13 protein-coding genes are annotated in these 13,051 nt (G+C 37.2%); 3 read left to right on the plus strand and 10 right to left on the minus strand.

All coding sequences use genetic code 11. The annotated features are described in order from the left end of the window. Positions 1-100 precede the first annotated feature (100 nt). On the plus strand, positions 101-1,678 hold the full coding sequence (locus ACQKN3_RS10275; protein WP_427711151.1) for a two-component system sensor histidine kinase NtrB: 1,578 nt from the start codon (positions 101-103) through the stop codon (positions 1,676-1,678). A 53-nt stretch (positions 1,679-1,731) separates the two neighbouring features. On the opposite strand, the gene ACQKN3_RS10280 is transcribed toward ACQKN3_RS10275, so the two are convergent. Next, complete coding sequence (locus tag ACQKN3_RS10280; RefSeq protein ID WP_251689658.1) at positions 1,732-3,120, minus strand: aldehyde dehydrogenase; 1,389 nt, start codon at positions 3,118-3,120, stop codon at positions 1,732-1,734. Between the two features lie 320 nt (positions 3,121-3,440). On the opposite strand from ACQKN3_RS10280, the gene ACQKN3_RS10285 reads away from it, so the two are divergent. Together ACQKN3_RS10285 and ACQKN3_RS10290 are read left to right on the plus strand one after the other, a co-directional pair. After that, the gene (locus ACQKN3_RS10285; RefSeq protein WP_008403534.1) at positions 3,441-3,593 is read left to right on the plus strand and encodes a hypothetical protein; all 153 of its coding nucleotides are present in this window, start codon (positions 3,441-3,443) and stop codon (positions 3,591-3,593) included. 186 nt (positions 3,594-3,779) lie between these two features. Further along, positions 3,780-4,208, plus strand: coding sequence for a hypothetical protein (locus tag ACQKN3_RS10290; protein WP_251689660.1), 429 nt, complete (start codon positions 3,780-3,782; stop codon positions 4,206-4,208). Positions 4,209-4,288: 80 nt separating this feature from the next. On the opposite strand, the gene ACQKN3_RS10295 is transcribed toward ACQKN3_RS10290, so the two are convergent. The 9 genes from ACQKN3_RS10295 to ACQKN3_RS10335 all read right to left on the minus strand — a co-directional run bounded on the left by ACQKN3_RS10295 (position 4,289) and on the right by ACQKN3_RS10335 (position 13,031). Then, positions 4,289-5,113: an imelysin family protein gene (locus ACQKN3_RS10295; protein ID WP_427711154.1), complete on the minus strand. Its 825-nt coding sequence runs from the start codon at positions 5,111-5,113 to the stop codon at positions 4,289-4,291. Between the two features lie 6 nt (positions 5,114-5,119). Further along, positions 5,120-5,809: a class B sortase gene (gene srtB / locus ACQKN3_RS10300; RefSeq protein ID WP_427711156.1), complete on the minus strand. Its 690-nt coding sequence runs from the start codon at positions 5,807-5,809 to the stop codon at positions 5,120-5,122. 1 nt (position 5,810) lies between these two features. Further along, complete coding sequence (locus ACQKN3_RS10305) at positions 5,811-6,581, minus strand: ABC transporter ATP-binding protein (RefSeq protein WP_427711158.1); 771 nt, start codon at positions 6,579-6,581, stop codon at positions 5,811-5,813. Positions 6,582-6,589: 8 nt separating this feature from the next. Continuing rightward, entirely contained in the window at positions 6,590-7,543 is a 954-nt protein-coding gene (locus ACQKN3_RS10310) for a FecCD family ABC transporter permease (RefSeq protein WP_427711160.1), read from the minus strand. 138 nt (positions 7,544-7,681) lie between these two features. Continuing rightward, positions 7,682-8,587 carry a heme ABC transporter substrate-binding protein IsdE gene (gene isdE / locus ACQKN3_RS10315; protein ID WP_427711162.1) on the minus strand — a complete coding sequence of 302 codons (906 nt, stop codon included), beginning with the start codon at positions 8,585-8,587 and terminating at the stop codon, positions 7,682-7,684. A 205-nt stretch (positions 8,588-8,792) separates the two neighbouring features. Further along, the gene (locus ACQKN3_RS10320; RefSeq protein WP_427711164.1) at positions 8,793-10,592 is read right to left on the minus strand and encodes an S-layer homology domain-containing protein; all 1,800 of its coding nucleotides are present in this window, start codon (positions 10,590-10,592) and stop codon (positions 8,793-8,795) included. 20 nt (positions 10,593-10,612) lie between these two features. Further along, positions 10,613-11,383: an NEAT domain-containing protein gene (locus ACQKN3_RS10325; protein WP_427711166.1), complete on the minus strand. Its 771-nt coding sequence runs from the start codon at positions 11,381-11,383 to the stop codon at positions 10,613-10,615. 339 nt (positions 11,384-11,722) lie between these two features. Then, positions 11,723-12,166, minus strand: coding sequence for a type II 3-dehydroquinate dehydratase (gene aroQ, locus ACQKN3_RS10330; RefSeq protein WP_427711168.1), 444 nt, complete (start codon positions 12,164-12,166; stop codon positions 11,723-11,725). Between the two features lie 229 nt (positions 12,167-12,395). Continuing rightward, positions 12,396-13,031 (minus strand): thermonuclease family protein, encoded by a 636-nt coding sequence (locus ACQKN3_RS10335; RefSeq protein ID WP_251689679.1) that lies wholly within the window; start codon positions 13,029-13,031, stop codon positions 12,396-12,398. Between the last annotated feature and the right edge of the window lie 20 nt (positions 13,032-13,051).

Raw genomic sequence — 13,051 nt, forward strand, 5'->3', positions numbered from 1 at the left:
ATTTATTTATACGATATATATATCATATCAAAATTCGCCATTTATCGACATCATGAATTACTGTATCATTATAGTTAATATTACTTATCCGAGGTGTTTTATGCAGCAACATGAAATTCTGAATAAGCGAAATTTGCTTATGGTTATTACTTATTTTTTCTCAACGCTTATTTTTACTACTGTCATTGTTACACAGCTGTTCAAGCATCCTTATTCATTTTTAGTTATTAGCATTGGAAGTTGCATTATACTCATTGCTTTGTATTATTTAAAAACGCCTCCAAAAGTACTTCAAATTATTTTGATTTGTACATGGCATATAATCGTATTCCTATTCAACTATCAAAATGTAAACATAATTTCGTTTTATACTTTTATCTGGGTTATAGCGATTTTAACAATTTACCGTTCATATATTATTTCCATCATCAACATAGTACTAGTCTTCATTGAAATTTTTATATTAAATAAATTATCAATGATACCCTATCATAGTTTTAAATCTGAAGATCATCTTTTACTCTTCAGCTTTCTAATTGCTGTCTGCATTATGAGTATTGGTCAAAGCTTTTTAATAAAACAGATTTGGTTAAAGCTTGAGAAAAATGCAATCGACCGTGAATATTATCTGGATTCCAAACATGCATACTTACATTTGTTTTTCGAACAGGCTAATGATGCAATTGCTGTCTTCGATTTGGAGGACCGTGTTATTGCGGTCAATCCTGCATTTGAGAAATTGTATGGTTGGTCTAAGGAGGAAGCATTAGGGCGTGTTTTACCGCTCATTCCCCCAGAAAATGAGGAAGAGTCAAAGCAAAGGAAAGTAGATTTGATGCTCGGAAAAAAATATCGTCTGCATGAAACGACCGATATGAGAAAAGACGGCACTTTTTTTGATGCACAAATTTCATTGTCGCCTATTTTGAGTCCGCATGGTGACATTATCGGATCGTCTGTCATTTCGCGAGACATATCCTATATTAAAGAAAATGAAAATCTGATTTTACAATCGGAAAAGTTAAAGCTTGTCGGCGAGCTTGCTGCGGGTGTAGCCCATGAAATCCGCAATCCGATGACGGTCATTTCCGGCTATGTACAAATGATGAATGAAGATCCTGATTCACCTTACTATGAGTATACAAAGCTCATTCAAAATGAAACAGAGCGAATCGAGTTAATTTTATCGGAGTTTCTTGTATTATCTAAACCTCAAGCAAACCAGTATGCCCCAATTAATTTGGCGGAAGCTTTATCGGAAGTCGTCCAGTTTCTTCAATATGAGTTCCATTCAAAAGCGATTTCCTTGAAAATTATTAATGAATTTTTGAACATTACAATTTTAGGAAATAAAAATCAACTAAAGCAAGTATTTATAAATTTATTTAAAAACGCGATTGAAGCGATTATTGAAGATGGTTCTATTACATTACAAGTATGCAAAAGTAAAGATGAGAAGGATATTTATATCCAGATTATTGATACTGGATGCGGTATTCCACAAAATGTACTGAATCGGATATTTGAGCCTTTCTATACGACGAAAACAAATGGAACAGGGCTCGGCATGATGATTATCCATAAAATTGTACAAGATCATCAAGGGACCATCCAAATTAAAAGTAAACAGCATGTCGGTACTGAAATATTATTAACATTTCCGATCATGACAGAATAATAGAAGAAGAAGGCTTTCCTGAGTTTCACTGTTCGGGAAAGCCTTCTTTTTTCTTATTTCATAATTGTTCGAACAAGCTTTACTTTTTGTTTATACGGGGGATATAGTAAACTATTTGCCAGTTTATTAGAACGGTGCATAATAGATTTCGGGTGTGTGAAGTTTTCGAAACTTGCTTTCCCGTGGTATGCTTTCACACCTGAAGGTCCTACTCCGCCAAACGGTAAATGAGTATTGCCGACATGTGTAATAACATCATTTATACAGCCTCCGCCAAACGGAAGCTCTTCTAGAAAGTATGCGATGGCTTTTTCATTTTCCGAGAACAAATAGGCACTTAATGGCTTTGGCAATTGACGAATTTCATGAATTGCTCTTGGTAAATTTTCATATGTCATAACCGGTAAAATTGGTCCAAACAGCTCGTCTTCCATGGAAGGTCTATTCCACGTAATATTTTCCAGCACGGTCGGTTCCATATATAAATCTTCACGGTCTGTCCGGCCACCAAATGTGACAGTATCCCGTTCATTATCTAAAATAGTCTGTAGACGGTCGAATTGGCGTTCATTAATAATACGCCCGTAGTCCGGACTTTGCTGTGGATCATCACCGTAAAATTCTTTAATTGCTTTCTTAAGAAGTCGCGTAAACTTTTTCGCAACGCTTGTATGGACAAGAACATAATCTGGCGCCACACATGTTTGGCCTGTATTATTGAATTTCCCCCATACAATCCGCTTCGCCGCTACATCCAAATCTGCTGTCTGGTCGACAATTGCCGGACTCTTTCCACCCAATTCCAATGCAATCGGTGTAAGACGTTCTGCTGCTGCTTTTGCAACAACCTTTCCAACCGCCACACTTCCCGTAAAGAATATATAATCAAAAGATGCGTGAATTAATGCTGTTACTTCATCCTTTTCACCTTCTACAACACGTACATATTCAGGAGAGAATACTTCTTCCAGAATTTTCTTCACAATAAATGCTGTATTTTCGGCAGATTCCGATGGCTTTACGATTGCTGTATTTCCTCCGATAATCGCCCCGATCAATGGCTCCATAATTAATTGGAATGGATAGTTGAATGGTCCAATAATTAATGTCACTCCATATGGTTCACGTACAACATAGCTTTTTGCGGGCTGGAAATGAAGCGGAGTTTTGACAGGCTGTGGTTCCATCCAGCTATTTATATTTTTTAAAAAATAGGAAATACTATCATAAACAATACCGATTTCAGTTGTGAATGCTTCAAACTCGCTTTTTCTTAAATCCAATGCTAAAGCTTCTATTACTTGTTCTTCATATTTTTTTATTGTTTCTTTTAATTTTACAAGCTGTTCTTTACGAAATTCCACATCTTTTGTAGCGCCCGTAAAATAAAAAGCGCGTTGATTCTCAATCATTTGTTCAACATCATTTGCAGTAAAATTCATTTTTTTCATCCTTCCCGAAATTAATATCCGTGACCTATACAAAACTCCAGCTTCATTCGTCAATGGCTAAGGAAAATAATCATTTTTATTGAATGAAGATAAATGTATGCATAAATTATAGCTGTTCACACATATTAACTATAGTAATAACTACTACAAAGTTTTAAAAATATCCTGCTAAAAAAAGGAGGCTTCATGATTAAATTGTCTTAATTCTTAAAGAAATGTTTATAAATTAAGGCATATGGGAATTTCATAATTAAATTAATAATCGAACATAATAAGTAATGTAAAACAATCGTACAAGGAGGCTATATAAAATGATTATTACTGAAACTTGGTGGGGCGAGATTTTTTCCGGGCCATTATCTATTGGATTAAACGAACAGAAAGTTAAACAACTTGAGGATGAATCATTTTTATACTTTGACGAATTTGTTGCTACTATTCCTAATGAAGAACAAAATACTTAATTTTTAAAAGGACTGTCACAATTGACAGTCCTTTTTAGTATTTTTTTGTGGCATAATGACTATATAATAGTGATTATGACGCTAAGTTCATAGGAGGTTATCCTTATTTTAAATAAATTACTGAAATCTATGTTAATCGCCTTACTTATTTTTGTTTGCGCCGTTTCAGTACAATATATTATAAAAATGAAGAATTCCGATCAGGAAGAAACAATCATTGAAGCAAAAGCATCGATGACTCAGGAGCAATTAAAAACTCACACTATGCTGATGTTGACTGAAATCGTGCTGAAACAGTTTGTCGAAAATATAATGCTGAATATCGAAATTATACCGGTTGATGAGAAACAAAATGTTATCGTCTCACTAAGGGCATCAGAATTTCTTAGTGAAACAACATTGCTGAAAGATAGTTATAACTTACTTAACGAAATCCAGCACGTGGAAGAGATAAATAATATTACATTAAAATGGTTTGTGCCTGTAAAAAATAAAGATACGGAAATTCTAACTGTCACTTTTGATGATGAGGCACTAGTTACTTTCAATGAAATTTCGTATAAAGACATTCCCCAGTCAGCCACACAATATATAAAGCATGAGCATTTGGATTAAAAATCCTTAATATAAAAAGCGGTTCAAACTTTACATAATGTAAATTTTGAACCGCCTTATTTTTATGTCTGTTTATCCCGTTATTTAATCGAATCATTCATTTGCTGTAATGCCTTTTCGACATTTTTTACTGCTGTAATGAGTTCCTGCTCTTGTTTTGTCGTAAAGAGAGTATAGTTTACGTAATCTTCCTTTCCCACTTCGTAGTACGCAACAATTTCATTTAATGCTGTAATTGCTTTGGATGCAGCATCCGCACTTTCAGTTGAAACACGTGGTACAAAAACTTCCATTAAATCTTCGGCTGCTTCTGTTTGTGCTTTCACTGCATATACTTCATTTCCTGCAATGCTCGGTGAAGTAAGTCTGGTATTGGTCATATCCTGAAACATAGTTACAGCTGAAGCAAGTACATTATTTTCCGTCACATCAATTGTCGCAAAATCAGCTTGAAGTGATTTTACATTTGCAACAAGTTCATCAGCTATTTTTTCATAACCTGCTGTCTTCTTTTCAGCAAATAATCCATATGCTATACGTTGAAAACCTGCTGTGTCCGTTTCTTTTCCTTCAACAATGTCACCGTTTATTTTTTCGTCAAGCTCCTGGAAACTCGGAGTTAGCGGCTGTAGTCTTTCATAATACATCGTTACTAACGGATACAGCTTCTGTGCGTCTTCCAGCTTACCTTCTTTAATAGCACTTGCTAAAAGCTCAGTATCTGTTACAAAGCTGTCCATTTGCCCTGCTGAAAGCGATTTAAACTGCTCTGCTTCTGCACTGACATCAATCGTTGTTTCCTGCTGTTCTACAGGCTCTGCTATTTTTTCTTCTTCTTTTTGCCCACATGCTGCCAATACAGAAACAGCAAGTAAAGCAGTCATTAATTTTTTACTGTTTTTCATCATAATTCACCTCTTATTTTCTAGTTCGACTACTTTTGCATGAACGACGAAACGCTCTTTGTCATTTTGGGATGTCGTGCATGTCGACAATGTAACGATTTTATCGGTAGCCGTTACGTGAACTGGCAAATTTATATCGGAACGTCGTTGAACTTCCTCTAAAAACTGCGTATACGTGTAGTCTGTAAATTGTGTTTCGATATAATAAAAGTCGGTCGTTGTTTCATAGGCGGCAAACACATGCAATGCATAGCGCTTGTCATTTGTTTCATAGTAAAAAACAGGATGGGCTTCTGCATATGCCTGCTCGCTAAACTTAGGCAAATCTCCGAACATCGTACCATTGCGTAAAACATGCCCGTAAAAAATCGTATGCCGGTCTTCCATTACCTCATTTCGAAAATCGGCAAATATGCTCCCGCCGCGACTTTTCTCGTCCGAATAATTATGAGTTAAGTAAAATTCGTTATTATCCCTTTGCAGAACAGGATTATTAAGACGGGTATCCTCCAGTGTGAGCCAGCCGATAATATGATCGTTTTGCTGTTGAAGTGCGGCAAGCTCACTTTGTTCGACAATTTGCTGAGCATTTTCAAGCTCTTTTTCCACTTTCTCATAGCTAAAAAAATAACGGATAATAATCCCTGCACAAATAATCATCACGATGCCACTTAAAATTTGAACAATTTTACGCATATTAAATACTTAACGGCATCATATATAACCCGAGCTGCTCATCTTCATGAAACACGGAATTGACCCCGTATACTTCCTTAATTACTTCTTTTGTAATAACATCTCGTGGTGCACCTTCAGCGATAATTGTACCGGCTTTCATCAAAATAATGTGTTCGCTGTAACGAATCGCCTGATTAATGTCGTGTAGCACCATAACAATCGTCAAGCCGTACTGTTCATTCAGCTGCTTTACGAGCTCCAGCAGTTCCAGCTGATAGTATATATCCAAGTACGTTGTCGGCTCGTCCAAGCACAGTATTTCAGACTTTTGTGCAAGTGCCATTGCAATCCATACACGCTGGCGTTCCCCACCGGATAGTGCCGATAAATCATTATGCCGTTTTTCAAGCAGATTCGCACAAGTAAGCGCCCATGTAACGGCCTCCTCATCCTCTTCCGCTCTCTTTTTGAATAATGAAGTATGCGGCATCCGTCCGTACATAACAAGCTTCTCCACCGTCAAATCTGATGGAATATCGTTTTGCTGATATACAATCGCCAATTTCTTCGCAAACTCTTTCGGCTTATATTCCACCAAGTCCCGATTTTCGAGCATCGCCTGACCTTCGAGCGGTTTGTTGTTTCGTGACATGACACTTAGCAAGGTGGATTTTCCGCAGCCATTCGGTCCTATAATTGTCGTCACTTTCCCTTTTGGAATAGCGGTCGATACTGCATTTAAATGACGGGTCGTCCCGTCATGGGAAACGACTACTTGTTTAATTTCCATATTGGTTGTCACTCTTTTCTAAGTAGGAATATGAGGAATGGTCCTCCGATAATGGCCATAATCGTTGATGCCGGTACTTCCATCGGGCTGAACATTGTACGTCCAAGTGTATCAGCCAATAATATAATAAATGCGCCCAGTAGTGCCGTAAACGGAATTAACACTTTATGATCAAAACCGACAAGTCGACGTGCGATATGCGGCACTAAAATTCCGACAAATGAAATGACCCCTGCCACTACAACAGATGAAGCTGCTAACATTACAGCAACCGTCGCAATGAGGATGCGTGCACCTGTTACATTAAAACCGACACTTTTTGCGGTTTTATCAGATAACACGAGCACATTGCATGAAGCGTATAAAATAAAAGCAAGAAGTAAACCAATCGAACCATATGTAACAATCAGCGATACATCATCCCAAGTTTTTAAGGAAAGATTTGATGTAATCGCACCTGTTGCCGAAGCACCAAAGCTGATCATCGATTCTGTAAGCCCAGAGAACATGGCATTGATCGCAATCCCGACCAAAATTAACTTTAATGGATTCAGCCCTGACTTCCAGGAAAGCAGGAAAACAAAGAAACATGCGAGCGCTCCTCCGATAAATGCTGCTAGTGGTGTGAAGAAAAATAGTGTCGGTACAAAGCTTACGATAAATAATTTTGTAAATGCAGCCCCCGCGGATATTCCGATGAACCCGGCATCCGCTAATGGATTTCGCATAATTGCCTGCAATAAAACACCGGCAACCGATAAAGCCGCTCCGGCAAATATCGCTACGATGATTCTTGGAAAACGCAAATCCTTAATCGCAGCCATATCCGCATTATCGGCATTGAAGAAATTCGTGATAAAGTCGATAAACGACATCTGTATACTTCCTGTTGTCGCTGCGTAAATGATTGTTATAACAAGCAATACAGTGACAGCGATAAAGCTAAAAATTTTTTTGGTCACAGAAAACATCCTTTATATGATGAAAAGCAAAACCTCCCTCAAGACTTTGCTTTTCCAACATTGTTATTGATAACGAGAACGGGGAGTTTATGTCCCGCATATCCTCTTCTCCCTTCTTAAGTCTAGAAGGCAGAGGTCTTATGGATAAAATATTTCTACTAACTCATTGAGAGCTTCCGGTACATTCAATGCGGCTGTCGTCCCAAATAGTTCTTCTTCTAAATCATATACTTGTCCATTTTTGACAGCATTAAAATGTTTCCAAACATCATTTTCGGCAAATTCCTCATCAAACATTTCAATAACTTCAGCCGGCATACCGTGCGATAAACGTAAAATAATGTCAGGGTTTGATGAATATAAATGTTCTGTATTGGATGGCAAGTATTCTGCATCCTGACCAGCCATAACGTTTTCACCGCCTGCAAGACGTACTAAATCACCTGCATATGAATTTTCCGTCGCCACTAAATAACTGCCAGGCACTCCAAGTAAAATGAGTACGCGAGGCTTTTCTTCATTACTTGCTGCAACCTCTACCGCATCAATTTCTGCCTGTAATTCATCATTTAAAGCTTTTGCCTCGTTCACACGGTTGTAGCGTTCACCAAGTGCTGTAATTTCGCCTATCATCGATTCAATACTTGTTAAATCAACAAAATCGACCGGAATTTTCAATTGCTCAAATTTATCCTTTAAATCGTATTCCAATGTTGACGCGGACAGCACTTCAGTAGGATTGAGCGATTTAATAATTTCCGCATCCGGATCCATCGCATTCCCGATATTCGGCAGATCGTCAAATCGTGCCGGTAAATCCTTCACCGTATCCGGAATTGCGACCGCATCAAGATCCAGCCGGTCCAGAATTTGTGCAATGACTACTGTTCCAGCGATAATACGATGCTCCTCTTCAACAACCGGGGCCTGTTCTGATGCAGTGTTAACATCTCCGTTAGTGGATGACGCTGCTTTCTGTTCACTATTTCCGCATCCCGCAAGTACCGCCATACTCAATGCGAGTCCGATTAACCACTTCTTCATTTATTTTCCTCCTAGCTGTTTAAACTGAAGTAAAATTTCATCCCGTACTAGATGGAAGTTTAGTTCAATTTAAGCGTAGCGTATTAACTGTCGTTGCTTAAAAATAGGATTGGGGCTGTATTAAAAGCCTCAGCTTTTAACACACCCCTACCTAAAATAGTATTAGCAATGGCTGTTTGTTATAAGCCATTCACATTACATTAAATTATTTATTTAAACCGTCAACAACAGTTAATGTATTGTTTAAGATTTTTGCCATTTGAGAACGTGTTAATTTGTTTTCCGGATTGAATTTCCCTTCAAAACCAGAAATAATACCTAATTTATTTAATTCAGAAATTGCTTTTGATGCTTCAACTTCTTTTGGCATATCAGAGAATTTTGCTGCCTCTCCTGATGCTTTATAGCCGTTTTTCTCTAATAGACGGTAAATCATTAACGCCGCTTGTTTACGAGTTATATCTTGTCCAGGTGCAAATGAAGTAGCTGTTTTACCGTTAATAATACCGTAACCGTTTAATGCATTGATTGCTGTTTTTGTTTCAGCATCATATTTTGCGATATCAGAGAAATTCGCTTTTGCTGGTACATCCAATTTTAATGCACGGTTTAGCATTAATGCGAATTGAGAGCGTTTCAAGTTGTTTCCAGGGTTGAACTTGTCTGCAGCTTTGAAAATCCCTTTGTTATAAAGGTTAATGATCGCATCTTTGTTACCGTTGTTTTCGATATCTTTAAATGGAACAGTTGTTGAGTTCTTATCGCTAAACTTCATTTGGAAGTCATGTGCAGTTTCATATAATACATTCCCATTAAGAACTACTTTTAAATCTGCTGTTGCTGTATAGATTTTTTCTAAATCTTTAACTGATAACGTGTAGATTTTTACTGTATTATTGCCAACTTTTTCTTCTGACTTTAATGCAACTGTTGCGCCCTCAACATCGAAGCCTAATAAGTGTTGACCTTCAGGGAATGTTAATTCTACATCATAGCCCCCTTCAGTTGTTGTCACTGTTACCTCATCGTCTAAATATTTATTGTGCATAATAGACAATTCCTGAGTTCCGTTCTTTAATGCTGTAACATCCATTTTTACAGATTCAACAGGCGCAGGTTTTACTTCAGCTTTTGGTAACTCCAGGTCAGCTGTTTCGATAGCGAAACCGAAGTCATACCATTTATCCATCTTCGCTGCTGGAACAACAACATGTACACCTGCTTCATGTAATTCACTAATTGAAGGAATTTCTACTGTATAAACGCCATCTTTTTCGGTTGCTTCTTTACCCGCAATTTTAAATCCAGCTACCATTTCTTTTGAAGTTGCCGCTACAGATACTTCTACAGAATATTTGCCGTCTTTTACGATTAATTTCGCTTTAGGTGTGAAGTGGTTCGTAATTGCTTTGTAGTTACCTACTTTTTCTGAATTATATGCATCCCAAACAATATCGTAAGTACCATCCGCCACCGACTCAAAAGTTTTACCAGGTGTATATACTTTCTCTTCTTTCACTTCTTCAACTGGCTTTGTTGTTTCCGTTACTTCTTTAATTGATTTTGCGTCAGGTGTTAACGTCACTTTATAATCAACCGGATCTTTACCAACGAAAGTAATTGTCATATTTAGAGTAGCTTCTACAGGAGTATAATCTGCAGTTACTGGAATGTTAATGTGTTTTTTACCATTATATTCAGCCATTGCAGGTTGTCCTGCCACTGTTACGCTATTTACCATTGCTAGTACCGCATCTGATAATTCAATATTGATAAATTGCTGACCATTACGCTCAACTAATTCACCTGTAGTTGGGATAAAACGTTTTAGTGCATCTTCCGCGTCAACTTTGAAGTCAATAGTTTTAGTTGCTGTAGAAATTGCCGCTTCTGTTGCCTTCGTTTCTGTAGTTGTGTCAGCAGATACTGCCATTGCTGGTACGATAGCTGATGTAGCAAGTAATGATGCTAATACTGCTTTAGTTGCTTTTGATTTGTTAGCCATTCTTTATTTCCCCTATCTGTCTATATAGTTTTTGTTTTCTTAGTGCGAATGAATACAACGGCAGCTATGAAAAATAAAATAATCGCCATTAACGGTAATTCATCGCTCGTCTCTGGATTTTCTACTACCTCAGAATCTTCAGCTTGCTTCGTTTCAGACGCAATTTCTTCATCAGATTTTGTTGAATCATCTGTCTTTGTTGTTTCTGTTGTCGCTTGCTGATCGGATGAACCTGTATTCTGCTTTTCAGTTGATGGTGCTGGTGTATTTGAAGAAGTATTACTTCCTGACGACTTTGTTTGTGTTTCCTTAGGTGCCGGAGCTGTTTTTGCCGGTTCCTGCTTTACTGTTTCTTTAGGTTCCTCGACTTTTGTTTCAGGTAACCCCCCGCTATTAAATACAAAATCTACACTATAGCTATGATGGTAATCGATATCATCAATGTCGATTTTCATCGCTATAGTCACTAAATTTGCATTGGAAACAGGAAATTGCACTGTGCGCTGGTCTGCACTTGAGCTGATTACTTTCGCACCACCCGGAGGATTAAACTGTGTAACCCAGCTACTGTTTTTAATCGTTAGCTGCATTGTCATTTTTCCGTTGTTTACAATTAATTTGGCTGGCTTTAAAAAATAGTCATTCGCCATAGATGCCGAATTGCTCCCGGGTTTATTTACTTGATAACTAACATCATATGTACCATCAGCAATTGCTGCAGATGAATTATTCGGTAAAGTAAACGCTACCAAAAAAAGAGCAGCAAAAAATATGAAGAAACTTTTTCTCACACCATTTCTCCTCCTTTTCTATAAATTATTTCAATTCCTAATAGAGAATATTTCTCAATACCACTATATAGCATGCCATAAAATTACCTGTTTCTCAATTGATGATATTCTCATTTATAATAAATTTACTTCTTTTGATGGCAAACTTCATTAATTTGTCGTTTTTGCAACTTAACAAAATATTACATTTCATATATTTCCAATAAAAAGGCAATGCGTTGGAATGGGAAGGATGCCCTGTAGGCAATATAGATATCAAGGGATTCGAGCGATTTCCATTAATAGAAATCGCTTAATAGTTTATCCGAAACATGTTGAATAATTTTAGTATTTTCATTATTAATTGTTTTTTATTGCTTGTACTGCTGCACGAATACCCAGCAAATAGCTTTCTTTGCCAAAACCAGAGATTTGACCAGTCACTATATCCGCAAACACAGATTTTTCACGGAAACTTTCACGTGCATGGATATTGGACATATGTATTTCAACGGTTGGACCTGTAAAAATATCTAAAGCATCTCGAATTGCATAACTGTAGTGGGTCCAGGCACCAGCATTTAGAACAATACCGTCAATCCCGGAAAGGAACGCTTCGTGAATTTTCTCCACAAATTCACCTTCGTGGTTTGTCTGGAAAGTCTTTACTTCAACATTTAGCTCGTTCGCCAGTTCCTGAATCGTTTGATTAATTTCCTCTAAAGTTATCTTTCCATAATGTTCAGGATCGCGTTTTCCGAACATGTTGTGGTTAACACCGTGCAACATTAAAATCTTTGTCATCATTCTTCCCCCTTAAAATAAATATACTTTCGAAAGATATAAGTAATTTAAATCCTAAAGATTCTTGCCATACCATCATACCAATCCCATCGTTTCATATACAACCTGCTTCTTCAACATGAGCTAAAAGGGAAACAAAATCTTCCTTTATGAGGCAAAACGTAATAAACCGGACTTGAAAAGTTATTTTCAAGTCCGGTTTATTAACAAATTTTTAGTTGTATCAGAATTACTTGCTTACTTCTTCCGGATGAAAACCGTCACGCTGTAAATAATTGTCATGAGCCCAAATGTTCAGCTCTTTCTTTTCAGCTTGTTGCTGAATTTCCAAAAGCTCATCTTCCAGAGTATCGTTCGGTTTATTGACATAACGCACTGCTGCCAGACCTTCACTTAATAAAATTTCATGTAAACTAACACCGTCTACAAAAGCATATGCCAATAATCGGTCATATTTATCTGTCTCGGGGCCTTTATCGAATAAAAGTTGAACGGATTCCGCCTGTTCCATCAGTTCGATCGTACGTTCCTTTGCCTCTTCTGCGTATGGCATAGGTTCGCCTTTGTTATAGTTCATTTCAGGTGTGTCAATCATAAGAAGACGTACACGCTCTTTTTTACCATCTATTTCGACATTGAATGTATCGCCATCATTGGCATTCAAATATTTCACGTCGATTAATTGATTGCCTGTTTTGTCCATCGCAACATCAGTTGTAAGTTTGTATTCTGTATTTTGTTCCGTAATGGCAGGGGAAGTTGTTTGCTCCGTATCTTTTTTAGGTTCGCTAAATGCTAAGTATAAACCTACTGCAATAATAATAGTACCGCTCGTAATTAGTGTTTTTACATCTTTTAATTTCATCGTTTATATTAAAATCCTTT

Source organism: Solibacillus sp. NPDC093137 (assembly GCF_050280445.1).
Lineage (GTDB): Bacteria > Bacillota > Bacilli > Bacillales_A > Planococcaceae > Solibacillus > Solibacillus isronensis_B.

Coding starts and splice junctions, on each gene's coding strand:
- ACQKN3_RS10275 (WP_427711151.1), top strand. CDS start 101: ATGCAGCAACATGAAATTCTGAATAAGCGAAATTTGCTTATGGTTATT.
- isdE (WP_427711162.1), bottom strand. CDS start 8,587: ATGAAGAAGTGGTTAATCGGACTCGCATTGAGTATGGCGGTACTTGCG.
- ACQKN3_RS10290 (WP_251689660.1), top strand. CDS start 3,780: ATGAAGAATTCCGATCAGGAAGAAACAATCATTGAAGCAAAAGCATCG.
- ACQKN3_RS10335 (WP_251689679.1), bottom strand. CDS start 13,031: ATGAAATTAAAAGATGTAAAAACACTAATTACGAGCGGTACTATTATT.
- aroQ (WP_427711168.1), bottom strand. CDS start 12,166: ATGACAAAGATTTTAATGTTGCACGGTGTTAACCACAACATGTTCGGA.
- ACQKN3_RS10295 (WP_427711154.1), bottom strand. CDS start 5,113: ATGAAAAACAGTAAAAAATTAATGACTGCTTTACTTGCTGTTTCTGTA.
- srtB (WP_427711156.1), bottom strand. CDS start 5,809: ATGCGTAAAATTGTTCAAATTTTAAGTGGCATCGTGATGATTATTTGT.
- ACQKN3_RS10320 (WP_427711164.1), bottom strand. CDS start 10,592: ATGGCTAACAAATCAAAAGCAACTAAAGCAGTATTAGCATCATTACTT.
- ACQKN3_RS10285 (WP_008403534.1), top strand. CDS start 3,441: ATGATTATTACTGAAACTTGGTGGGGCGAGATTTTTTCCGGGCCATTA.
- ACQKN3_RS10305 (WP_427711158.1), bottom strand. CDS start 6,581: ATGGAAATTAAACAAGTAGTCGTTTCCCATGACGGGACGACCCGTCAT.
- ACQKN3_RS10280 (WP_251689658.1), bottom strand. CDS start 3,120: ATGAATTTTACTGCAAATGATGTTGAACAAATGATTGAGAATCAACGC.